Raw genomic sequence first — 20,560 nt, forward strand, 5'->3', positions numbered from 1 at the left:
CGGCGGCGACGAGTCAAAGGCGGTGCGCCCTGAACGAAGGGAAGGGCAGCGCCTTGAGACGCCGCCCGGCATCCCTCGGCCTTATAGGCCCTGAGCAAACCACCCTTTTGAAGGGTGGTTCATGATTGCGTCATCGCGGCGTGCCCCCCATCGTGCCCCCCCACCATGGCGTGCCTGTGCGCGTGCTTGTCGAACATGCGCCCCGCACGCCGTCCGGCGAACCCGCCGGTCGCCCCAAAGGCGCGCAGCGCCTCAACGGCAAGCAACCCTCCAGGCGCGCCAATAAGAGGAGGGATGCCACCGCGCGCGAATGGGAGGAGGGGTCGCCACCGCGCGCGAATGCGGGGAGGGGGCGCCACCACGCGCCCATGAAAGCGGGGAGCCTTCGCATCCCTCCCAAATCCATTGAAGACCCATTGTAACTGGCGCTTCCACACGGGTTCGTGTATCGTAAGGCGTCTAAGCAAAGCGGGCTGATGAAAGAAGGACGGCATGGCGTTCGTGGAGTTTCGCGACGTGCGCAAGGTGTATCGCATGGGCGAGGTCGAGGTGGCCGCGGTCGACGGCATGACGTTCGACATCGAGCAGGGCGAGCTCGTCGTGGTCGTGGGGCCTTCGGGCGCGGGCAAGACGACGCTGCTGAACATGCTAGGCGGCATGGACGCCTGCTCGTCGGGCACCATCATGCTGGACGGGCGCGAGATCAGCGCGTTCACCGAGAAGGAGCTCACGTTCTACCGTCGCTACGACATCGGCTTCGTGTTCCAGTTCTACAACCTCGTGCAGAACCTCACGGCGCTTGAGAACGTGGAGCTGGCCAGCCAGATATGCAAGGACCCGCTCGACGCGGCCTCCGTGCTCAAGCAGGTGGGGCTCGCTCACCGTCTCGACAACTTCCCGGCGCAGCTGTCGGGCGGCGAGCAGCAGCGCGTGGCCATCGCCCGCGCCCTCGCGAAGAACCCGAAGCTCTTGCTGTGCGACGAGCCCACCGGCGCGCTCGACTACCACACCGGCAAGGCCATCCTCAAGCTGCTGCAGGACACGTGCTTCAACACGGGCAAGACCGTAGTGCTCATCACGCACAACTCGGCGTTCACCGACATCGCCGACCGCGTCATCTATATCCGCGAAGGCCGGGTGGCAAGTGTCGAAGTGAACGAGGCGCCCGCCTCGGCCGAATCCATCGAGTGGTAGACGGCGCACGAGTGAAGAACGCGTTCAACACCGAAACCATCCGCTCCATCACCCATTCGCTCGGGCGTTTCCTGGCCATCGCGGCCATCGTCGCGCTCGGCACGGGCTTCTACGCGGGCCTGCGCATGACGGCTCCCGACATGAAGCTGGCGGCCGACGAATTCTACGACGGCACGTCGCTCATGGACGTCCGCATCATCTCGACGCTCGGCCTCACCGACGCCGACATCACGGCCCTGCGCCACGTGGAAGGCGTCGAGGCGGTCATGCCGGCGCGCGAGACCGACGTCATGGCCACTATCGGAGGCGAGCAGTACGCCACGCGCGTGCACTCGCTGCCCGATGCCGCGCGCACGAGCGACTCCTCCGACGGCGTGCACGCGTACTCCGACGACCCCGACTACCTGAACCGCCCCATCCTCACCGAGGGCTCGTGGCCTCAAACCGAGGGCGAATGCGTGCTGTCCTCCAACCTCGTGGTGAACGACTCCGTGAGCATCGGCGACACGGTGACCATCACCGAGGGCACGCAGGACGTAGACGACACGCTCGCAACCCGCACGTATACCATCGTCGGCTTCGTGAACTCCTCGTATTACGCCACCTCTTCCAGCATGGGGGACACCACGCTCGGATCGGGCTCCATCCAGGAGTACATGTACGTGCCCGCAAGCGACTTCTCGTCCGACCTGCCGTACACCGAGGCGTTCCTGACCGTGCGCGGCGCCGCGTCCGAAGCCTCGTCGAGCGATGCATACGACCAGCGCGTGGCCGAGGTCACCGAACGCATCGAAGCGCTCGCTCCCGAGCGCGAGCAGGCACGCGTCGACGCGCTGAAGGCCGATGCCCAAAAGGAGCTCGACGAGAAGCGCGCCGACTACGAGCGCGAGAAGGCCGACGCTCTTGCGCAGCTCGACGACGCGCAGCGCCAGCTCGATGACGCGGCCGCCGCCATCGCCACGAGCGAGCAGCAGCTTGCCGATGGCCAGGCCTCCTACGACAACGGCGTGGCGGAACTCGCGAAGCAGAAGGCGAGCGCCCAGCAGCAGATGGCCGACGCCGAGCAGCAGATCGCCGACGGCCAGGCGCAGCTCGACGCACAGCGTCCGACGCTCGAGGACGGCGCCGCGCAGCTGCAGGCGGCCTGGGATGCCTACCATGCCCAGGCGGCGCAGGCGGAAGAGGAGCTGAAGCCCGTCGAGGCGCAGATCGCCGCCGGCAAGCAGCAGCTCGTCGGGCTTCAGGCGCAACTCGACGAGCTCAACAAAGACCCCGAGACCAACGCCGCGGCCATTGCGGCGCTCCAGCAGCAGATGGCCGCCCTTCAACAGCAGCTCGATGCTGCGCAGGCGAGCGTCGACGGCGCCCGCCAGCAGCTCGCCGACGCGAAGGCGCAGCTCGACCAGCAGCAGGCGGTATACAACGACGGCAAGGCCCAGTTCGACGCGAGCGCCGCGCAGCTCGAGCAGGCGCGCGCCGACCTCGCCGCCGCCCGCACCCAGGCCGACAACGAGGTGTCCGCTGCGCAGCAGCAGCTCGACGCGGCCGCCGCGCAGTTGCAGGACGGCCGGGCCCAGCTCGAGCAGGGCAAGGCCGACTACGAGAGCGGGCGGGAAGAATACGACCGGCAGAAGGCCGATGCCGACGAGCAGCTGGCCGATGCCGAGCGCCAGCTCGCCGACGCGCAGAAGCAAATCGACGACCTTGAATCCCCCGAGTGGCTCATCATGGATCGCACGGCGAACTACGGCGTGGCCAGCTTCGAGGCCGACGCGAACCGCGTGGACAGCATCGCAGCCGTGTTCCCGTTCATCTTCTTCCTCGTGGCGGCTCTCGTGGCCCTCACCACCATGACACGCATGGTGGAGGAGGAGCGCGTGCTCATCGGCACGTTCAAAGCGCTCGGCTACCGCCGCATGCGCATCGCCTCGAAGTACCTCGTGTACGCCGCCGTGGCCAGCGGCGCGGGTAGCCTCGTGGGCATCGTCATCCTGTCGCAGGTGCTGCCCGCCGTCATCATGAAAGCCTACGGCATCATCTACTTCGTCCCGGCGCTGCCGTTGCCGCTGCCCATCGATCCCTGGTTCGCCGGGCTCGCGGCCGGCCTCGGCGTGGGCGTCACCCTGTTCGCCACTTGGGCGGCCGTCACGGCCACGCTGCGCGAGCGCCCGGCGCTGCTCATGCTGCCGCGCGCGCCGAAGGCGGGCAAGCGCATCCTGCTCGAGCGCATCGGGCCCGTGTGGCGCCACCTCTCGTTCTCGTGGAAGGTGACGTTCCGCAACCTGTTCCGCTACAAGAAGCGCTTCATCATGACGGTCATCGGCATCGCGGGCTGCACGGCGCTGCTGCTGACGGGGCTCGGCCTGTCCGACGCCATCAACGACATCATCGACAAGCAGTTCGGCGAGATCACGAAGTACAACGCCACCGTCACGCTGGCCGACGACATCTCCGATGCCGACGAGGCCCAGGTGGACCACCTGCTCGACGACGACGCCGTAGTGAGCGCGCATACCGCGGTCATGCGTCAGAACCTGCTGGCCACCGGCCCGGACAAGAAGGACATGCACATGGAGCTCGTGGTGCCGGAAGATCCCGGTGCCTTCGACCAGTACGTCACGCTGCGCACGCGCACGGGGCAGGAGCCGCTCGCGCTCGCCGCCGACGGGCTGCTGCTCACCGAGAAGATGGCGAACGAGCTGGGCGTCGGCGTGGGCGACACCGTCACGTTCACCGAACAGGACGCCATCGGCAACGCGACGAACGACTCCTACGAGGCCACCGTGTCGGGCATCGTGGAAAACTACGTCTACCACTACGCCTATATGGGGCCGAAGCTGTACGAGCAGCTCATGGGGCACGCGGCCGACTACCGCACCGTCTTGGCCATCACCACCACCGATCCTGCGTTGCGCGCCTCGTTCAGCAGCGATCTTCTGGCTATCGACGGCGTGAAGACCGTCGCGTTCAACGACGAGACCATCGACGCCTACCGCGACATGATGTCGAGCGTCAACATGATCGTGGTCGTGCTTGTGGTGGCCGCCGCCGCGCTCGCGTTCATCGTGCTGTACAACCTCACCAACATCAACATCACCGAGCGCATGCGCGAGATCGCCACGCTCAAGGTGCTCGGCTTCACGCCGCGCGAGATGAATGCCTACATCTTCCGCGAGATATTCCTGCTCGCGGCCATCGGCTGCGCGGTGGGCCTCGTGCTGGGCGTGTGGATGGAGAGCTTCGTCGTGGTCACGGCCGAGGTGGACCAGATCATGTTCGGCCGCACCATCCATCCGGCCAGCTTCGTCATCGCCTTTGTGCTCACCATGCTGTTCACCGTGCTCGTCATGTTGGCCATGCGCGGCAAGCTGCACCGCATCGACATGGTGGAGAGCCTCAAGTCGAACGAGTAATGCGCTACAATGAGCGCTTGACGATTAAAAACAGAAGGGGATCTTTCATGAAGGTAACCGAAAAGAAGCTCGACGACGGCCGCATCCTGCTCGAGGCCGTTGCCTCCACTGCCGAGGTAAGCCATGCGCTCACCATGGCCCAGTACGGGTTCGCGCAGCAGATGGGCATGCAGATCATGCCGGGCATGTCGGTGGCGCAGGCCGCCGAGCAGCAGCTGGGCATCAAGGACCTCGACGCCATCGTGCAGCAGCAGGCCGTGGAGTACCTCGTGCCGTTCGCCATCGACAAGCGCAACATCATGCCGGCTTATCCCGCCGAGCCGAAGGTGGAAGCGCCGCTCAAGCGCGGCCAGACGTTCTCCTTTGAGCTGCGCGTGGCGCCGAAGCCCGACTACGAGCTGACGTCCTACGAGCCCGTGTCCATCACCGTGCCGCCGTTCGAGATCGAGCAGGCCGAGGTGGAGGCGCAAATCGCCCAGATCGCCGAGAGCTACGCCGAGTTCGTGGCCGACGAGCCGCATCCGGTGGCCGACGGCGACGGCTTCATGCTGGCCCTCGAGGCGTCCCAGAACGGCGAGAAGATGGAGAACCTGTCCACCGAAGGGCGCACGTACCTCACCGGCATGGGCCTCATGCCCGAGGACTTCGAGAAGCACCTCATCGGCATGAACGTGGGCGAGACGAAGTCGTTCTCGTTCGCGTTGCCGGGCGCCGCCGAAGGCGAGACCGGCGATGCCGTGGACTGCACCGTCACCATCAAGGAGATGCAGAAGAAGGTCATTCCCGAGATCAACGACGAGTGGGTGGCGAAGAACCTGCCCATGTACCGCGATGCGGCCGCCCTGCGCGGCGGCATCAACGACCGCCTCACGGCCGATCGCCGTGCGCAGTACGAGGCTTACAAGCTGCAAGTTGCCGCTGCCGAGCTTGCGAAGCGCTTCCAGGGCCGCATTGCCGACGAGGTGTACGAGGCCATGCAGAAGACGCTGCTGGCCAATATGCGCGGCCAGCTGCAGCAGCAGGGCATCCCGTTCGAGCAGTTCGTGCAGAGCCAGGGCGGCGAGCAGCAGTTCGGCATGCTCATGATGATGCAGACGCGCGAGATGCTCGTGCAGGGCTACGCGCTCGACGCGCTGTTCCGCCACGAGAAGCTCACGCTCACCGACGAGGACATCGACGCGGCCTGCCGTTCCATGAACCCGCAGAACCCCGAGGCCACGCGCCGCGAGATGGAGGAGAACGGCCGCGGCTTCGCCCTGCGCGAGGCGGCCGAGCGCATGAAGGCCAACCAGTGGCTCCTCGACCACGCGAACGTCACGGTGGAGGCCCCGCAGGCCCCCGAAGCGCCCGAAGCGCCCGAGGCCTCGCAGCCCGAGCCCGCCGCCGAATAGCGCGCATCGCTCCCGTACAGCAAAAAGCACCCGGCCGCGGCCGGGTGCTTTTTTGCGTTGAAAGAGGGGAGGGGGCGAGGCAGAGAGCGCGACTCCCTCAAGCTCCCTGCTGGTCGGCCCAAGACTCGCTGCCGGCGATGTAGGCGGCGGCGTCTTGAGGCGGCATGGGGCGGGCGAACAGGTACCCCTGCATGAGCGAGCAGCCGCAGCGCGCAAGGAACTGGCGCTGCTCCTGGGTTTCCACGCCTTCGGACAGCACTTCGCTGCCGATGGACGAGAAGCAGGCGATGAGGTAGCGCAGAAACGACGTGTCGTCGTTGTCGGTGCTCGTGGCCCACAGGATGCTCTTGTCGATTTTCACCACGTCGATGGGCAGGTCGAGGAGGGTGGACACGTTCGAGTAACCCGTGCCGAAGTCGTCGAGGTAGAACTTCACGCCGTGCTCGTTCATCGTGCGCATGAAGGCGTGCACGGCATCGCGGTTCGCGATGATGGCGGTCTCGGTGATTTCGATGCGCACGCAGGAGGCGGGGATGCCGTGCCGCTCCACGATGGCGAGCACCTTCTCGGCCAGGTCGTTCTGCACGAACTGCACCGACGAGAAGTTCACCGACACGCCGCGGAACGACGTGTTCGGGTGCGCGTCGCGGTACGCTTTCACGAACGAGCATGCCTGGTCAAGCACCGCGTACGTGAGCTCGGGAATGAGGCCGATCTGCTCGGTGATGGGAATGAACTCGTCGGGCGGGATGGGGCCCAGTTCGTCGTCCGTCAGGCGACACAGCGCTTCGGCCGTGACGAACATCTTGGCCTTCTCCGACCAGATGGGCTGGAAGTGCACGCTCAAGCCGTTGTTGGCAACCGCTTCGCGCACGATGTCGGCGATGGTGCTGCGGCGGTGGATGGCGTCCATGAGGGCTGGCGTGCACACGCACGGCGTGCCCGGCTCGAGGCGCTTGGCCTCGGTTGCGGCGTATTCGAGGGCTGCCACCACGTCGGCGGGGGTCTGCGCGATGGTGGGGTAGGACACGACGCCCACGGCGGCCGCCATCGTGAACGAATGCCCGCCGATGCGCCACGGGCGCTCGAGCCGTTCGTGCAGCGCGTCGAGCACGGCGGCCACGTCGGTGCCGTGTCCCGCCTGCGCCTCCTCCTCGTCCACCACGAGGGCGAACTGGTCGCCGCTGTAGCGGTACAGGCGCGTGCCGGCGCCGAGCGTCTCCAGGAACTGCGCGAACGCGCGCAAGAACCGGTCGCCGTTGTCGTGGCCGAACTTGTCGTTGATGAACTTGAAGTTGGACAACGACACGAGCAGCGCCGTGAAGGGCCGCTTCTTGTCGTGCATGAGCGCCACCATCGACAGGAACTCCTGGCGGTTCGGCGCGCCCGTGAGCAGGTCCACCGAAAGGCGTTTGTTCTGGAGGTACAGGTAGATGATCAACAGCGAGCAGGTTGCGGCCGAACCCGACAGCAGGTACGCGGGAAACATCTGCTGCACGGCGATCACCACGACGGCGATGAGCGGAAACACCGCCAGGATGCGCTTGATGGTGGGATCGATGGGCGCGCGGGTGAACACGACGAGCGCGAAGCAGGCGATGCAGTAGAAGTAGAACACGAGATACGTGGTGAGGATGAGCGGCCCTTGATGGTAGCCGCCGTTCCCGTCGAACCAGAACAGGCAGTGCGTGGCGAAGTTCGCGATGACGATGAGGGCGTACAGGGCGCACGGCACGGCGCTCACGATGATCTGCCAGGGTCGCACGGCGCGCGCCTCGCCCACCACGGCCACGGCGTAGTAGAAGTAGACGGTGCCCAGCAGCGGCGTGAGCACGAAGTAGACGGCGGTGACGATGTAGGTGAGCGGCAGCAGCGTAGCCGGCGCGTAGGCGATCATGAGGGTGGAGGCGAGGTTCGTGCCGATGGCGCCGATGGTGGTGATGAGGCACAGGCGGAACAGCATGTTCTTGCGCGAGGGTACCGCGTGGCTTCTGCGCGAATACACCGAGATGATCAGCACGATTATGAAGGCGATGGCCTCCGCCGAAACGTTCCATATCATAGTGTCTTCTTGCCCACGCTTTCCACGCGCTTGCCTCATCTATGCCAACGCATACATGTGCATACATTGTAGCGTACCGCGCCGTGGAAAAGACCCACGCTTTCGCCAGGGGGGAGGGGTTCTTTTCGCAGTTGAGGGCTACACCAGTACGAGCCGTGCACCGGGGGCCAGCCCCAGCTCGCCGATGGTGCTGTTCGGGTCGATGAAGCAGCCCGTGTCCTCGGACATGAGGGCCGTGCTGCGCACGGCGTCGGGGTGCCCGCGATCGTGACACGAGAGGATGGCCGCGATGAGCCTGCTCGCCTCGCCGGCGCTCAACGTGGCAGGCACCCAAACGTCGTAGGCCGCGCACGTTGCGGGCAGCAACACGTTCACGAGCAGCATGTCGTTCATCGCGCGACCTTTCGGAAACGGGAGGGAGGGGCGGAGGGGCACCATGAGCATGATACGCGAATATTTATCGTTTATCGTTAAAAGTTGTTCACGGGTTGGTAGCAAAGGTTGCAGCGTCCGGACGGCATTGCGGGGTGACGTACTTGTGCGCAGGTTGTGTCCGTCAAATTGCTTCTTGAATACGAGACGTTTTCTGCGTATAATTCTCGGTTGCGTCTGGACTTTGATGGATACACCCGGACGCGTGGCAACCGGAGTCGCACGTACCCAGCCTCCCTGCGGTACCCAAGCGGCAATCGGAGCCACGAAGAGACGAAGGATTTTCGGTGTACGGAGAGGCGTGCGAGCGAGAATCCGCAGAAAGGAAAGCAATGGGAGTCAAACAGTACAAGCCGACCAGCCCCGGCCGACGCTTCCAGACGGTCTCGGATTTTGCCGAGATCACGACGGACAAGCCGGAGAAGTCCCTGCTTGCGCCGCTGTCTAACAAGGCAGGACGCAACAACAACGGCCGCATCACCACCCGCCACCAGGGTGGCGGCAACAAGCGCCGTTACCGCATCATCGACTTCAAGCGCAACAAGGACGGCGTCCCCGCGAAAGTCGCGACCATCGAGTACGACCCGAACCGCAGCGCCCGCATCGCCCTGCTGCACTACGTCGACGGCGAGAAGCGCTACATCCTTCATCCGAAGGGGCTCCGCGTGGGCGATACCGTCATGAGCGGTGTCGAGGCCGACATCAAGCCGGGCAACGCCCTGCCGTTGGCCAACATCCCCGTTGGTACGCTCATCCACGCGGTGGAGCTTCAGCCGGGCAAGGGCGCCGCTATCGCCCGCTCCGCTGGCACGAGCATCCAGCTCATGGGCAAGGAAGGCGACTACGCCATCCTGCGCATGCCTTCCTCCGAAATGCGTCGCGTGCTCGTCACGTGCCGCGCTACGGTGGGCGAGGTCGGTAACGCCGAGCACTCCAACATCAAGATCGGCAAGGCCGGTCGCAACCGTTGGAAGGGCATCCGCCCGAGCGTTCGCGGTACCGTCATGAACCCGGTCGACCACCCGCACGGCGGCGGCGAGGGCAAGAACAAGTCCGCTGGTCGTCACCCGGTCACCCCGTGGGGCGTTCCTACGAAGGGTCACCGTACCCGCAATAAGAAGAAGGCTTCGAGCCGTCTGATTATTCGTCGTCGTAAGAAGTAGCGGAAAGACGTTAAGGAGTAATAGTGAGTAGAAGTTTGAAGAAGGGTCCTTTCGTTGAACCGCGCCTTCTTGACCGCGTCGAGAAGATGAACGCAGCAGGCGAGAAGAACGTCGTGAAGACCTGGTCGCGCTCGAGCACCATCTTCCCGGAAATGGTGGGTCACACCATCGCCGTGCACGACGGCCGCAAGCACGTGCCGGTATACGTTACGGAATCCATGGTCGGCCACAAGCTGGGCGAATTCGCCCCGACCCGCACGTTCAAGGGTCACTCCGCCGACAAGGGCAAGAAGAGATAGGAAGGGGTGAACAATGGAAGCTAAAGCAATTGCACGCTACGTCCGCGTTTCGCCCCGTAAGGCTCGCATCGTCATCGATCTGATCCGCGGCAAGTCCGTGGTCAACGCTCGCGAGATCCTCCAGTTCTCCGATCGCGACATCGCTGAGGTTGTGGCCAAGACGCTGAACTCCGCCGTGGCCAACGCTGAGAACCTGCATCACGTGCGTCCGGAAACGCTCGTCGTGAAAGCGGCCTTCGCCGACGAAGGCCCCACGCTCAAGCGCATCCGTCCGCGCGCCAAGGGCTCCGCATCGCGCATCCGCAAGCGCACGAGCCATATCACCATCATCGTTGCACCGCGAGAGGAGGCATAAGCCGCATGGGTCAGAAAGTAAGCCCCACCGGGTTCCGTCTCGGCATCACCGAGGAATGGCGCAGCCGCTGGTACGCCGACAAGGACTACGCCAAGAACCTGGCAAACGACTTGGCCATCAGGAAGTTTTTGGACAAGCAGCTCGCCCGTGCCGCCGTCTCCAAGATCGAGATCGAGCGCGCTGGCGACAAGATCAAGATCATCGTGACCACGGCCCGTCCGGGCGTGGTGATCGGCAAGAAGGGCGCTGAGATCGATTCTCTGCGCAAGAAGCTCGAGAAGGTTGCCAACGGCCCCGTGTCCATCGAGGTCGTCGAGGTCAAGCGCCCCGAACTCGACGCTGCGCTCATCGCGCAGTCCGTGGCCGAGCAGCTCGAAGGCCGCGTTGCCTTCCGTCGCGCCATGCGCAAGGCCGTCCAGTCCGCCCGCAAGAGCGGTGCCAAGGGCATTCGTATCCAGTGCTCCGGTCGTCTCGGCGGTGCCGAGATGAGCCGCCGCGAGTGGTATCGCGAGGGTCGCGTGCCGCTGCACACGCTGCGTGCGAAGATCGATTACGGATTCGCCACGGCTGCCACGACGATGGGCTCCATCGGCGTGCAGGTGTGGGTGTACCACGGCGAAGTGCTCCCCGGCCAGAAGGCTCCCCAGCCGGCGCTCGAGGGTAGTTCTCGTCCGAGCCGTCCCCGTCGCAACGATCGTAACGATAGGAGGGCAAAGTAAATGCTCGTACCTAAGCGCGTTAAGCACCGTAAGGTGCAGCGTGGTTCCATGAAGGGTAAGGCCAAAGGCGGTACCCGGTTGAACCACGGCGAATACGGTATCCAGGCGCTCGAAGCCGCATGGATCACCAACCGCCAGATTGAGGCAGCTCGTATCGCCATGACCCGCTACATGAAGCGTGGCGGTAAGGTGTGGATCACGATCTTCCCGGACAAGCCCATCACGCAGAAGCCGGCTGAAACCCGCATGGGTTCCGGCAAGGGCAACCCCGAGGCGTGGGTCGCGGTCGTCAAGCCCGGCCGCATCATGTTCGAGATCGGCGGCGTCGACGAAGAAACCGCCAAAGAGGCGCTTCGTCTTGCAATCAACAAGCTGCCCATCAAGTGCAAGGTTGTTTCGAAGGAAACGGAAGGGCAGGAATAAATGAAAGCAGCAGAGATCCGTGAGCTGTCTGCCGACGATTTGCAGGCGAAACTCAAGGAAGCGCGCGCGGAGCTTTTCAACCTGCGCTTCCAGATGGCTACGAGCCAGCTTGACAACACCGCCCGCGTGAAGCAGGTCAAAAAGGACATCGCGCGTATTCAGACCGAGATGCGCGCCCGCGAGCTGAGCGCATAGCTCGTCGGCTAGGAAGGTTGGATACACACATGAGCGAAGATCGTAATTCCCGCAAGGTCCGTCAGGGCGTCGTGGTAAGCGCCGTCAACGACAAGACCTGCGTTGTGCAAGTCAAGGAGCGCAAGCCGCATCCCGTGTACGGCAAGATGATGACGACCACGAAGAAGTTCCACGCCCACGATGAGAACAACGAAGCCGGCATCGGCGACACCGTGCGCATCATGGAGACGCGCCCGCTGTCGAAGATGAAGCGCTGGCGCTTGGTTGAGATCATCGAGAAGGCCAAGTAGTCCATCGCGTTTACGCGACCGGATTACCGAGATGAAAGTTAGGTTGAAGCAATGATTCAGATGCAAACCATGCTCGCAGTGGCCGATAACTCCGGCGCTCGCAAGGTGCAGTGCATCAAGGTCCTGGGCGGCTCCAAGCGCCGTTACGCAGGCCTGGGCGATGTCATCATCTGCAGCGTTAAAGAAGCCGCGCCGAACACCAACGTGAAAAAGGGCGACGTCGTCCGCTGCGTGGTTGTGCGCGTGAAGAAGGAAGTTCGTCGTGCTGACGGCAGCTACATCAAGTTCGATCAGAACGCTGCCGTTCTGATCGACACGAACGGCGCGCCGCGCGGCACGCGCATCTTCGGGCCCGTCGCCCGCGAGCTGCGCGACAAGAAGTACATGAAGATCGTGTCCCTGGCACCGGAAACGCTCTAAGGAGGTGTGCGCATAATGAATAGCATGAACATCAAAAAGGGCGATAAGGTGAAGGTCCTTTCCGGCAAGGACAAGGGCAAAGAGGCCACGGTCCTGCGCGCGCTCCCGCAGAAGCAGCGGGTCGTGGTGGAGAAGGTCAACGTCGTCAAGAAGGCCCTCCGTCCGACGCAGCAGAACCCGCAGGGCGGCATCTCCTCGGTGGAAGCTCCTCTCCATGTCTCGAACGTCATGGTGATCTGCCCGAGCTGCAAGCAGCCCACGCGCGTGAGCAGCAGGCGTGACGAGAACGGCAAGAAGATCCGCGTCTGCAAGAAGTGCGGCAAGGATATCGACTAAATTGAAGGCGGCGCGGCGCTTCGGAGCCGCGCCTCTTTGAGCAATGACCCCCGCTGCTCGACGTGAGCGGTTGGGGACGCAGGGTCGGAAATCCTGCGTTTAATTCATCGAAAGGATTAAGAACACATGACTGCTCCTCGCTTGAAGGAAAAGTACAACAACGAGATCGTGGCGAAGCTCGAGAAGGACCTCGCCCTCGATAACGTGAACAAGGTTCCGCGTCTCGAGAAGATCGTCGTGAACATGGGCGTGGGCGCCGCTGCGGCCGACCATAAGCTGCTCGACGCCGCCATGGGCGACCTGCGCATCATCACGGGTCAGCAGCCCTGCGTCACGCGTGCCAAGAAGTCCATCGCCGGTTTCCACCTGCGCGAGGGTCAGCCTATCGGCTGCAAGGTCACGCTGCGCGGCGAGCGTATGTGGGAGTTCCTCGACCGCCTGCTGGCCACGGCTCTGCCTCGCGTCCGTGACTTCCGCGGCATCTCGCCGACCAGCTTCGACGGCCGTGGCAACTACACGCTGGGCGTCACCGAGCAGCTCATCTTCTCGGAGATCGACTACGACAAGATCGATCGCACGCGCGGCATGGACATCACGTTCGTGACGTCGGCTCAGAACAACGACGACGCCTTCGCGCTGCTCGACGCGCTGGGCTTCCCGTTCAAGGACAAGGAATAACAGCCGCGAAACCCCACCCAAGGCTGCGATTGCCCGCCGCCTGCGCTACAATGTGCACTCGAGCCCGTTCGGATGATCGGACGGGCTGGGATATAAGAAAGAAGGATTTGCATGGCTAAGAAATCGATGGTCGCCAAGGCCAAGCGCGAGCCGAAGTTCTCGACGCGTCAGCACAACCGCTGCACGCGCTGCGGACGTCCCCGCGCCTACTACCGCAAGTTCGGCCTGTGCCGTATCTGCTTGCGCGAGTTGGCCAACAAAGGCGAACTGCCCGGCGTGACCAAGTCTTCGTGGTAAACGATACGACTAGTACGCTCGGGTGTGCCACGGTTCAGGCGGAGGCGTTATGGGCGCCGACGAACCGAACCGACCGGCTCATCACGGACCAAAGGAGAAAATCACTATGACCATGACCGACCCCATTGCAGATATGCTTACGCGCGTGCGTAACGCTAACTCTGCCGGCAAGCAGACGGTTTCCATGCCGTCGAGCAAGAAACTTGTCGAGATCGCCCGCATCATGCAGGAAGAGGGCTACGTCCAGGGCTACGACGTCGTTGAGGGCGAGCCGCGCGCTACGCTCGAGATCACGTTGAAGTACGGCGACAAGAAGGCCAAGACCATCCGCGGCATCAAGCGTATCTCGAAGCCCGGTCTGCGCATCTACGCCGGCAAGGACGAGCTGCCCCGCGTGCTCGGCGGCCTCGGCACGGCAATCATTTCGACGAGCAACGGTGTTATGACCGACCGCGACGCCCGTAAAAAGGGCATCGGCGGCGAAGTCATCGCCTATATCTGGTAGGAAAGGGAGGTTTGACATGTCTCGTATCGGCAAGCAGCCCATCACCGTTCCCGCCGGCGTCGATGTGACCATCGACGGCAACACCGTAACGGCTAAGGGCCCCAAGGGCGAGCTCACCCGCAGCTTCCCCGCAATCATGACCATCAAGCGCGAAGGCGAGGACATCCTCGTCGAGCGTCCGGACGACTCGCGCGAAGCGAAGGCCTTCCACGGCCTCGTGCGCACCCTCATCGCCAACATGGTGGAGGGCGTGTCCAACGGCTTCTCCAAGAAGCTCCAGCTCGTTGGCGTCGGCTACCGTGCCGCGCTCAAGGGCAAGGATCTGGAGTTGCAGCTCGGCTTCTCGCACCCGGTTTCCATTGAAGCCCCCGAGAACATCACGTTCGAAGTCCCGAGCCAGACCGAGATCATCGTGTCGGGCCCGAGCAAGGAGCAGGTTGGCCAGGTGGCTGCCAACATCCGCAAGTGGCGCAAGCCCGAGCCGTACAAGGGCAAGGGTATTCGCTACGAGGGCGAGCTGGTCCGCCGTAAGCTCGGCAAGGCCGCTAAGGGCGACTAAGCGTAGCCGCGAACGATTGAGATCGAAGGGATTATCATGAACAAGCTTCAGAAAAAGCAGGCTGCGCTGGCTCGTCGCCATCGTCGCGTTCGCGGAAAGATCGCCGGTACGGCGGCCCGTCCCCGCGTGTGCGTCACGCGCAGCAATAGCAACCTGTACGTGCAGGTGATCGACGACGTCGCCGGTAAGACGATCTGCGGCGTCTCCACGCTCGGGCCGGACTTCAAGGCTACGGGCAAGAGCGGCGCGACCGTCGAGGGCGCTGCCGCGCTCGGCGAGATCGTGGGCAAGAAGGCGCAGGAATCCGGTGTCACGGAAGTCGTGTTCGACCGTGGCGGCAACCTGTATCACGGGCGCATCAAGGCCTTGGCCGATGCTGCTCGCGAAGCAGGCTTGAAATTCTAGAAGGGGTTAAGGTCTATGGCTCGTAACAACAGACAAGACAACGCCGCGGTCCCCGAGCTTCAGGAGCGCGTCGTCTACATCAACCGCGTGTCGAAGGTCGTCAAGGGCGGCCGCCGCTTCGCGCTCACCGCGCTCGTGGTGGTCGGCGACGGCAACGGCCGCGTCGGCGTGGGCATGGGCAAGTCCCAGGAAGTGCCCATCGCCATCAAGAAGGGCGTCGAGGACGCGAAGAAGAACATGTTCAGCGTGCCGCTGACGGAGGAGAAGACCCTCCCGCATGAGATCATCGGCGAGTACGGCGCTGGTCGCGTGCTCATCAAGCCGGCTACGCCCGGTACCGGCGTTATCGCCGGCGGTGCGGCTCGTGCCGTCATGGAGCTGGCCGGCGTGACCGACTGCTTCGCCAAGTCGCTCGGCACCGACAACGTCATGAACGTGGTCAAGGCCACCGCTGAGGGCCTCAAGAACATGGAGAGCCCCGAGCAGGTCTCGCAGCGCCGCGGCATGCCGGTCGCTCAGATCTATGGCTGGAAGGAGAAGAAGAACTAATGGCTGACGCAAAGAAGACCCTGCGCATCACCCAGGTGAAGAGCTCCATCGGCTATAAAGAGGATCAGGCTAAGACGCTGCGCGCTCTCGGCCTCGGCAAGATCAACCGCACCGTGGACCAGGTGGACAACGAGTCCGTCCGCGGCATGATCTTCAAGATCAAGCACCTCGTCAAGGTTGAGGAAATCTAAACCTTGCACCATAGCAGGTAAGATATAATGATCAATCGGCGTGCCGGAGCGGCACGCCGATGGTCGATTTACGGAAGTTTGCTGGCGGCGAGCTGCCAGCGCCGGGCGAGGCCCGGACAGCGAAAGAAGGAGAAACAACATGGAACTCAAGGATCTCAAGCCGGCTGAAGGTTCGCGCAAGCCCCGCAAGCGCGTTGGTCGCGGTAACGGCTCCGGCACGGGCAAGACCGCCGGTCGCGGCATGAACGGCCAGAAGTCGCGCGCTGGTGGCGGCAAGGGCGCCGGTTTCGAGGGTGGCCAGACGCCGCTCGCGCGTCGCCTGCCGAAGCTCCCGGGCTTCAAGAACATCAACCACGTGGAGTACCTGCCCGTCAACGTGAAGCGTCTCGAGGAGACCTTCGAGGCTGGCGACGTGGTGAATGGCGAGAGCCTGAAGGCCAAGGGCATCATCAAGCACGAAGATGCGCTTGTGAAGGTGCTCGGCGACGGCGAGATCACCAAGGCCCTCACGGTCAAGGTCGATAAGGTGTCTGCTTCGGCCAAAGCGAAAATCGAAGCAGCTGGAGGAAAGGTCGAAGAGCCTTGCTAAGCTCGATCATCGATGCATTCAAGGTACCGGAGCTGCGCAAGAAAATCTTGTTCACTTTGGCCATCCTCGCGCTGTATCGTTTCGGCGCGTATGTGCCGGTTCCTGGTATCCCGTTTAAGGAGTTCGCGGAGTCCTTCGCGGGCTCCGGCGTGTCCATGACCATGCTCGACCTGTTCACCGGCGGTGCGCTGTCGCACTTCTCGGTGTTCTCGCTGGGCATCATGCCCTACATCACGGCTTCCATCATCATGCAGCTGATGCAGGGCGTTATTCCCGCCATCGGCCGCTGGGCCAAAGAGGGCGAGACGGGTCGTCGCAAAATCACGCAGATCACGCGTTACCTGACGCTGGGCCTCGGCTTGATCAACGCGGTGGGCTACCTGCTGCTGTTCAAGTCCCCGCAGTACGGCGTGGTGTTCTCCACGGCCGTGCCGGAGGTCCTCACCGACATCCTCGTCGTGTTCACCCTCGTCGCGGGCACCGCGTTCATCATGTGGATGGGCGAGCTCATCACGCAGCGCGGTATCGGCAACGGCATGTCGCTCATCATCTTCGTGAGCATCGTGTCCCGCGTGCCGAGCGCCATCTTCTCGTCGATGAACCTGACGGCCGACACGGGCATGGGCATTGCCATCACCATCCTCACGCTCATCGTGGTGCTTGCCTGCATCCCGGCCATCATCTTCGTGGAGCGTGCGCAGCGCCGCATCCCGGTGAACTACGCCAAGCGCGTGCAGGGTCGCAAAATGATGGGCGGGCAGTCCACCTACATTCCCCTCAAGGTGAATGCGGCGGGCGTTATCCCCATCATCTTCGCGAGCTGCCTGATCTACTTCCCGGCGCAGCTGGCGGCACTGTTCAACGTGGAATGGCTCACGGCTGTGGCCGACGCCATCTCCACCGGCTGGGTCAACTGGATCCTCACGGTGCTGCTCATCGTGTTCTTCGCGTACTTCTACACCTCCATGGTGTTCAACCCGGAGGAGACGGCCGACAACCTGCGCAAGCAGGGCGGCTTCATCCCCGGCGTGCGCCCGGGCACGGCGACGGTGACGTACATCAAGAACGTGCTGCATCGCGTCACGCTGCCGGGCGGCATCTTCATCGCCGCTATCGCAGTCGTGCCGACCATCATCTTCTACTTCACCGGCAACACGCTCATTCAGGCGTTCGGCGGCACCTCGATCCTTATCATGATCGGCGTGGCCCTCGACACCATGAACAAGGTGGAAAGCCAGTTGAAGATGCACAACTACGATGGGTTCTTCAAGTAGGAGCCAATCGCAGCATCAAGAAAGGGGCCCGCGGGCCCCTTTCTTTTTGGCCCGGTCCTTCTGTGTGCAAGTTGTGTCTGAGTTGTTTGGGTTGCATGGCTATCGGGGTTCTGGCGGTCTTGGCGGGGGAATAGTCTTATTTTAAGAGTATTAACCTTGTTGAACGGCAAAGACCGAAGGAGCGCGACGGATCGTGAAGGGTTTTCTCGAACGGATGCAGTGGAAGCTTGCGGGCATGATGCAGGGCCGGCGCGGCACGGACAGCTTCTCGAACTTCCTCATGGTGGTAGGCATCGTGCTGTTGCTGGGGTCCATCGTCCCGGGCCTCGACATGCTGTCGTGGGTGGCGCTTGTGGTGCTGGCCTACTCGCTGTTCCGCAGCTACTCGAAGAACATCACGGCGCGCGAGCGCGAGAACGCCGCCTTCGAACGTATCGTGGCGGGGCCGAAGAAGCAGCTGTCGCTCGCGCGCAAGAAGTGGGCGAACCGCAAGACGACCCGGTACTTCACGTGCAAGGGCTGCGGGCAGGTGCTATCGGTGCCGCGCGGCAAGGGCACGCTGCGCGTCGTGTGCCCGAAGTGCAAAACCGAGACGAAGCAGAAGTCGTAAGGTCCTTCGCCATGGACATCGCCGAATTCAAGCGCGACCTGTTCGCCGTGACGTGCGACATGCAGCGCATGCTTCACGACACCATGGTGCCCGTGTGCCAGCAGCACGATCTGACGCTGCAGCAGTTCCACGTGCTGTTGGAACTCACGCGTACGCCGGGGCTCACGGCGGGCGAGGCGAGCGACCGAGCCGGCATCCTGCGTACGAACTTCTCCGCGGTGTGCCACAAGCTGGAGACGCGCGGCCTGGTGGAGCGCCGCCGCAGCGCGGTTGACAAGCGCGCCTTCGAGCTGCAGCTCACCGAGGCGGGCCGTGCCCTTCTTCTGGACGTGGATGCGGAGGTGCGCCGCCGCTACGGCAGCGCGTTCGAAAGCGAGTCGCCCGAAACGTTCGAGACGATCATCGCCGGATTTCGCGCGCTCAACGCGTTCACGGCGAAGCTGCGGGGCTGACCATGTTCGGCTATATTATTCCCAGCTTGGCGGATTTGAACGAAGCCGAACAGCTGCGGTACCACGAGGCGTACTGCGGGCTATGCCGCGCGCTCGGAGACCGCTGCGGGCAGCGCTGCCGGCTGGCGCTCACGTACGATCTGACGTTTCTGGCGGTGCTGCTGGGCTCGCTCTACGAACCGGAAGAAACCCGCGGCGAGGGCCGCTGCGTGCCGCATCCCGTGAAAGCGCATGGGTTCGTGCGCACGAGCTGCACCGATTTCGCGGCCGACGTGACGGTGGCGCTCATGTACTACAAGGCGCTCGACGACTGGCACGACGACCGCAGCGTGCGCGGGCGCGCGTTCGCGACGGCGCTCGCCGGGCCCTACGACGCGGTGAAGGAGCGCAATCCGCGCATCTGCGCCGCGATGGAGGCCGGCATGGCCGACATCGGAAAGCTTGAGGAGCGCGGGGAAACGGCGCCCGACGAGGCCGCGAACCGCTTCGGCGTGATCATGGGCGAGCTGTTCGTGTACGATCCGGCCGATTTCTGGGCCGACGACCTGCGTCGGCTGGGCGCGCGCCTGGGCAAGTTCATCTACGTGATGGACGCGGCCATGGACTACGAAGACGACGCGGCCTCGGGAAGCTATAATCCGCTCGTCGCCATGAACGCGTCTCCCGAGGCCGTGCGCGAAAGCCTTGAGCTGCTGGCGGCGAGCGTGGCCGAAGCGTTCGAAAAGCTGCCGCTCGAACGCGATCTGCACCTGCTGCGCAGCGTGGTGTACGCGGGCGTGTGGCAGCAGTACAACACCAAGGAAAACGACAAGGAGAAGCGCCGTGGTTGAGAATCCCTACGACGTGCTGGGTGTGAGCCGCGATGCGTCCACCGACGAGGTGAAGAAGGCGTATCGCAAGAAGGCGCGTGAAAACCACCCCGATCTCAATCCGAACGATCCGGCTGCGGCCGAGCGGATGAACAAGGTCAACGAGGCCTACGACCGCATCATCAACCCCGAAAAGTACGCCGCGCGCGATCGCCGTGCGGGTGCGCAGCAGCCGGGTGCGAACCCCTACGGCGGCGCCGACTCCGGGTACGGCGGCGGCTATGCGGGCGGCACAGGTGCGGGCGGGGCGGGGGGCGACGGCTCGGGCTACGGCAGCGGCGGCCCCTACGGCTGGACCGGCGGCTTCGGGTTCGACTTCGACGACCTGTTCGGCTTCGGCGGCTCGGGTTCCGGCAGCCGCGCGCCCATCCATCCCGAGCCCTCCGCAACCGACAGTCCCGCGCTGCGCAGCGCCATCGACGCCATCAACGCCGGCCGCCATCAACAGGCGGTGGACGTGCTGAACGCCGTGACGAGCGGCGGGCGCACGGCACGCTGGTACTATCTGAGCGCGCTGGCCAACGACGGCGTGGGCAACACGCTCATGGCGCTCGAGCAGATACGCCGCGCGGTGCAGATGGACCCGAACAACCCCGATTACCAGCGCGCCCAGCGACAGTTTCAACAGGCGGGGCAAACCTACCAGCAGGAAAGCCAGTCGCAGGGCTTCGGCATCAACATGATGGACCCCGGCCTCATCTGCTGCGGCATCTGGTGCTGCGGCCCCACGCTCTGCCGCTTTATCGGCTTCTAGGTTCCGGCGGTCTGCCGACCGCCGGAACGAAGCCGACGCTGCGGCTTCCCGTGGCACCCGATCTCGCGGCGAGGTCGAGGGCTCGCGTACCGAAGTACGCTTCGCCCTCGCCCTCCCCACGATATCGGGCACCACG

General features: G+C 63.9%; 27 protein-coding genes. 25 read left to right on the forward strand and 2 right to left on the reverse strand.

The annotated features are described in order from the left end of the window. The first annotated feature begins 492 nt into the window (after positions 1-492). The 3 genes from C1876_RS12945 to C1876_RS12955 are packed head-to-tail and all read left to right on the forward strand — an operon-like array spanning position 493 to position 5,998. Positions 493-1,194, forward strand: coding sequence for an ABC transporter ATP-binding protein (locus tag C1876_RS12945; RefSeq protein WP_114547145.1), 702 nt, complete (start codon positions 493-495; stop codon positions 1,192-1,194). An 11-nt stretch (positions 1,195-1,205) separates the two neighbouring features. Beyond that, positions 1,206-4,607, forward strand: a complete 3,402-nt coding sequence (locus tag C1876_RS12950) for an FtsX-like permease family protein (protein WP_114547146.1) — start codon at positions 1,206-1,208, stop codon at positions 4,605-4,607. Between the two features lie 47 nt (positions 4,608-4,654). After that, positions 4,655-5,998 carry a trigger factor gene (locus tag C1876_RS12955; RefSeq protein WP_114547147.1) on the forward strand — a complete coding sequence of 448 codons (1,344 nt, stop codon included), beginning with the start codon at positions 4,655-4,657 and terminating at the stop codon, positions 5,996-5,998. 97 nt (positions 5,999-6,095) lie between these two features. Here the strand turns inward: C1876_RS12955 and C1876_RS12960 are convergent, their stop codons facing one another. Beyond that, positions 6,096-8,060, reverse strand: coding sequence for a GGDEF domain-containing phosphodiesterase (locus C1876_RS12960; protein WP_158544694.1), 1,965 nt, complete (start codon positions 8,058-8,060; stop codon positions 6,096-6,098). 138 nt (positions 8,061-8,198) lie between these two features. Then, on the reverse strand, positions 8,199-8,453 hold the full coding sequence (locus C1876_RS12965; RefSeq protein WP_148044577.1) for a hypothetical protein: 255 nt from the start codon (positions 8,451-8,453) through the stop codon (positions 8,199-8,201). Positions 8,454-8,824: 371 nt separating this feature from the next. Here C1876_RS12965 and rplB point away from each other — a divergent pair, with 371 nt between their 5' ends. From rplB to C1876_RS13075, 22 genes are all read left to right on the forward strand, one after another. Beyond that, on the forward strand, positions 8,825-9,655 hold the full coding sequence (gene rplB, locus C1876_RS12970; protein ID WP_114547150.1) for a 50S ribosomal protein L2: 831 nt from the start codon (positions 8,825-8,827) through the stop codon (positions 9,653-9,655). Between the two features lie 23 nt (positions 9,656-9,678). After that, positions 9,679-9,954, forward strand: a complete 276-nt coding sequence (gene rpsS / locus C1876_RS12975) for a 30S ribosomal protein S19 (protein ID WP_114547151.1) — start codon at positions 9,679-9,681, stop codon at positions 9,952-9,954. Between the two features lie 13 nt (positions 9,955-9,967). Continuing rightward, positions 9,968-10,309: a 50S ribosomal protein L22 gene (rplV, locus tag C1876_RS12980; RefSeq protein WP_114547152.1), complete on the forward strand. Its 342-nt coding sequence runs from the start codon at positions 9,968-9,970 to the stop codon at positions 10,307-10,309. 5 nt (positions 10,310-10,314) lie between these two features. Beyond that, entirely contained in the window at positions 10,315-11,028 is a 714-nt protein-coding gene (rpsC, locus tag C1876_RS12985; protein WP_009306350.1) for a 30S ribosomal protein S3, read from the forward strand. Then, entirely contained in the window at positions 11,029-11,451 is a 423-nt protein-coding gene (gene rplP / locus C1876_RS12990) for a 50S ribosomal protein L16 (RefSeq protein ID WP_114547153.1), read from the forward strand. Then, positions 11,452-11,646: a 50S ribosomal protein L29 gene (gene rpmC, locus C1876_RS12995; RefSeq protein WP_009306348.1), complete on the forward strand. Its 195-nt coding sequence runs from the start codon at positions 11,452-11,454 to the stop codon at positions 11,644-11,646. 29 nt (positions 11,647-11,675) lie between these two features. After that, the gene (gene rpsQ, locus C1876_RS13000) at positions 11,676-11,936 is read left to right on the forward strand and encodes a 30S ribosomal protein S17 (protein WP_114547154.1); all 261 of its coding nucleotides are present in this window, start codon (positions 11,676-11,678) and stop codon (positions 11,934-11,936) included. Positions 11,937-11,987: 51 nt separating this feature from the next. Then, positions 11,988-12,356 (forward strand): 50S ribosomal protein L14, encoded by a 369-nt coding sequence (rplN, locus tag C1876_RS13005; RefSeq protein WP_009306346.1) that lies wholly within the window; start codon positions 11,988-11,990, stop codon positions 12,354-12,356. Positions 12,357-12,371: 15 nt separating this feature from the next. Continuing rightward, positions 12,372-12,692, forward strand: coding sequence for a 50S ribosomal protein L24 (gene rplX, locus C1876_RS13010; RefSeq protein WP_114547155.1), 321 nt, complete (start codon positions 12,372-12,374; stop codon positions 12,690-12,692). Between the two features lie 126 nt (positions 12,693-12,818). Next, positions 12,819-13,370 (forward strand): 50S ribosomal protein L5, encoded by a 552-nt coding sequence (gene rplE, locus C1876_RS13015; RefSeq protein WP_114547156.1) that lies wholly within the window; start codon positions 12,819-12,821, stop codon positions 13,368-13,370. 111 nt (positions 13,371-13,481) lie between these two features. After that, the gene (locus tag C1876_RS13020; protein ID WP_114547157.1) at positions 13,482-13,667 is read left to right on the forward strand and encodes a type Z 30S ribosomal protein S14; all 186 of its coding nucleotides are present in this window, start codon (positions 13,482-13,484) and stop codon (positions 13,665-13,667) included. A gap of 106 nt (positions 13,668-13,773) precedes the next feature. Further along, positions 13,774-14,172: a 30S ribosomal protein S8 gene (gene rpsH / locus C1876_RS13025; protein WP_114547158.1), complete on the forward strand. Its 399-nt coding sequence runs from the start codon at positions 13,774-13,776 to the stop codon at positions 14,170-14,172. Between the two features lie 16 nt (positions 14,173-14,188). After that, a complete protein-coding gene (gene rplF / locus C1876_RS13030; protein WP_114547159.1) occupies positions 14,189-14,731 on the forward strand; it encodes a 50S ribosomal protein L6 in 543 nt (180 codons plus the stop codon). A 36-nt stretch (positions 14,732-14,767) separates the two neighbouring features. Continuing rightward, positions 14,768-15,136: a 50S ribosomal protein L18 gene (rplR, locus tag C1876_RS13035; protein ID WP_101723119.1), complete on the forward strand. Its 369-nt coding sequence runs from the start codon at positions 14,768-14,770 to the stop codon at positions 15,134-15,136. A gap of 15 nt (positions 15,137-15,151) precedes the next feature. After that, positions 15,152-15,685 (forward strand): 30S ribosomal protein S5, encoded by a 534-nt coding sequence (gene rpsE, locus C1876_RS13040; RefSeq protein WP_114547160.1) that lies wholly within the window; start codon positions 15,152-15,154, stop codon positions 15,683-15,685. Further along, the gene (rpmD, locus tag C1876_RS13045) at positions 15,685-15,876 is read left to right on the forward strand and encodes a 50S ribosomal protein L30 (protein WP_114547161.1); all 192 of its coding nucleotides are present in this window, start codon (positions 15,685-15,687) and stop codon (positions 15,874-15,876) included. The genes rpsE and rpmD overlap by 1 nt, the downstream gene beginning before the upstream one ends. A 139-nt stretch (positions 15,877-16,015) precedes the next feature. Continuing rightward, positions 16,016-16,465 (forward strand): 50S ribosomal protein L15, encoded by a 450-nt coding sequence (gene rplO / locus C1876_RS13050; RefSeq protein ID WP_114547162.1) that lies wholly within the window; start codon positions 16,016-16,018, stop codon positions 16,463-16,465. Beyond that, the gene (secY, locus tag C1876_RS13055; RefSeq protein ID WP_114547163.1) at positions 16,459-17,739 is read left to right on the forward strand and encodes a preprotein translocase subunit SecY; all 1,281 of its coding nucleotides are present in this window, start codon (positions 16,459-16,461) and stop codon (positions 17,737-17,739) included. Before rplO ends, secY begins: the two co-directional genes overlap by 7 nt. Positions 17,740-17,932: 193 nt before the next feature. After that, positions 17,933-18,349, forward strand: coding sequence for a hypothetical protein (locus tag C1876_RS13060; RefSeq protein ID WP_114547164.1), 417 nt, complete (start codon positions 17,933-17,935; stop codon positions 18,347-18,349). Positions 18,350-18,360: 11 nt separating this feature from the next. Further along, positions 18,361-18,801, forward strand: a complete 441-nt coding sequence (locus C1876_RS13065; RefSeq protein ID WP_114547165.1) for a MarR family winged helix-turn-helix transcriptional regulator — start codon at positions 18,361-18,363, stop codon at positions 18,799-18,801. Between the two features lie 2 nt (positions 18,802-18,803). Continuing rightward, positions 18,804-19,631 (forward strand): DUF5685 family protein, encoded by an 828-nt coding sequence (locus C1876_RS13070; RefSeq protein ID WP_114547166.1) that lies wholly within the window; start codon positions 18,804-18,806, stop codon positions 19,629-19,631. After that, complete coding sequence (locus C1876_RS13075; protein ID WP_114547167.1) at positions 19,624-20,424, forward strand: J domain-containing protein; 801 nt, start codon at positions 19,624-19,626, stop codon at positions 20,422-20,424. Before C1876_RS13070 ends, C1876_RS13075 begins: the two co-directional genes overlap by 8 nt. The last annotated feature ends 136 nt before the right edge of the window (positions 20,425-20,560 follow it).

The organism is Eggerthella sinensis, assembly GCF_003339815.1.
In the GTDB taxonomy this organism is placed as follows: domain Bacteria; phylum Actinomycetota; class Coriobacteriia; order Coriobacteriales; family Eggerthellaceae; genus Eggerthella; species Eggerthella sinensis.

What these genes read in the sequence shown, in the direction of transcription:
- rplO (WP_114547162.1), top strand. Translation starts at nt 16,016, where the DNA reads ATGGAACTCAAGGATCTCAAGCCGGCTGAAGGTTCGCGCAAGCCCCGC.
- C1876_RS12945 (WP_114547145.1), top strand. Translation starts at nt 493, where the DNA reads ATGGCGTTCGTGGAGTTTCGCGACGTGCGCAAGGTGTATCGCATGGGC.
- rplV (WP_114547152.1), top strand. Translation starts at nt 9,968, where the DNA reads ATGGAAGCTAAAGCAATTGCACGCTACGTCCGCGTTTCGCCCCGTAAG.
- rpsE (WP_114547160.1), top strand. Translation starts at nt 15,152, where the DNA reads ATGGCTCGTAACAACAGACAAGACAACGCCGCGGTCCCCGAGCTTCAG.
- rpmC (WP_009306348.1), top strand. Translation starts at nt 11,452, where the DNA reads ATGAAAGCAGCAGAGATCCGTGAGCTGTCTGCCGACGATTTGCAGGCG.
- rplN (WP_009306346.1), top strand. Translation starts at nt 11,988, where the DNA reads ATGATTCAGATGCAAACCATGCTCGCAGTGGCCGATAACTCCGGCGCT.
- rplF (WP_114547159.1), top strand. Translation starts at nt 14,189, where the DNA reads ATGTCTCGTATCGGCAAGCAGCCCATCACCGTTCCCGCCGGCGTCGAT.
- C1876_RS13065 (WP_114547165.1), top strand. Translation starts at nt 18,361, where the DNA reads ATGGACATCGCCGAATTCAAGCGCGACCTGTTCGCCGTGACGTGCGAC.
- rplX (WP_114547155.1), top strand. Translation starts at nt 12,372, where the DNA reads ATGAATAGCATGAACATCAAAAAGGGCGATAAGGTGAAGGTCCTTTCC.
- C1876_RS13020 (WP_114547157.1), top strand. Translation starts at nt 13,482, where the DNA reads ATGGCTAAGAAATCGATGGTCGCCAAGGCCAAGCGCGAGCCGAAGTTC.
- rpmD (WP_114547161.1), top strand. Translation starts at nt 15,685, where the DNA reads ATGGCTGACGCAAAGAAGACCCTGCGCATCACCCAGGTGAAGAGCTCC.
- C1876_RS13070 (WP_114547166.1), top strand. Translation starts at nt 18,804, where the DNA reads ATGTTCGGCTATATTATTCCCAGCTTGGCGGATTTGAACGAAGCCGAA.
- C1876_RS12960 (WP_158544694.1), bottom strand. Translation starts at nt 8,060, where the DNA reads ATGATATGGAACGTTTCGGCGGAGGCCATCGCCTTCATAATCGTGCTG.
- rplE (WP_114547156.1), top strand. Translation starts at nt 12,819, where the DNA reads ATGACTGCTCCTCGCTTGAAGGAAAAGTACAACAACGAGATCGTGGCG.
- rpsH (WP_114547158.1), top strand. Translation starts at nt 13,774, where the DNA reads ATGACCATGACCGACCCCATTGCAGATATGCTTACGCGCGTGCGTAAC.
- rplB (WP_114547150.1), top strand. Translation starts at nt 8,825, where the DNA reads ATGGGAGTCAAACAGTACAAGCCGACCAGCCCCGGCCGACGCTTCCAG.
- C1876_RS12955 (WP_114547147.1), top strand. Translation starts at nt 4,655, where the DNA reads ATGAAGGTAACCGAAAAGAAGCTCGACGACGGCCGCATCCTGCTCGAG.
- rplR (WP_101723119.1), top strand. Translation starts at nt 14,768, where the DNA reads ATGAACAAGCTTCAGAAAAAGCAGGCTGCGCTGGCTCGTCGCCATCGT.
- C1876_RS12965 (WP_148044577.1), bottom strand. Translation starts at nt 8,453, where the DNA reads ATGAACGACATGCTGCTCGTGAACGTGTTGCTGCCCGCAACGTGCGCG.
- rplP (WP_114547153.1), top strand. Translation starts at nt 11,029, where the DNA reads ATGCTCGTACCTAAGCGCGTTAAGCACCGTAAGGTGCAGCGTGGTTCC.
- rpsC (WP_009306350.1), top strand. Translation starts at nt 10,315, where the DNA reads ATGGGTCAGAAAGTAAGCCCCACCGGGTTCCGTCTCGGCATCACCGAG.
- rpsQ (WP_114547154.1), top strand. Translation starts at nt 11,676, where the DNA reads ATGAGCGAAGATCGTAATTCCCGCAAGGTCCGTCAGGGCGTCGTGGTA.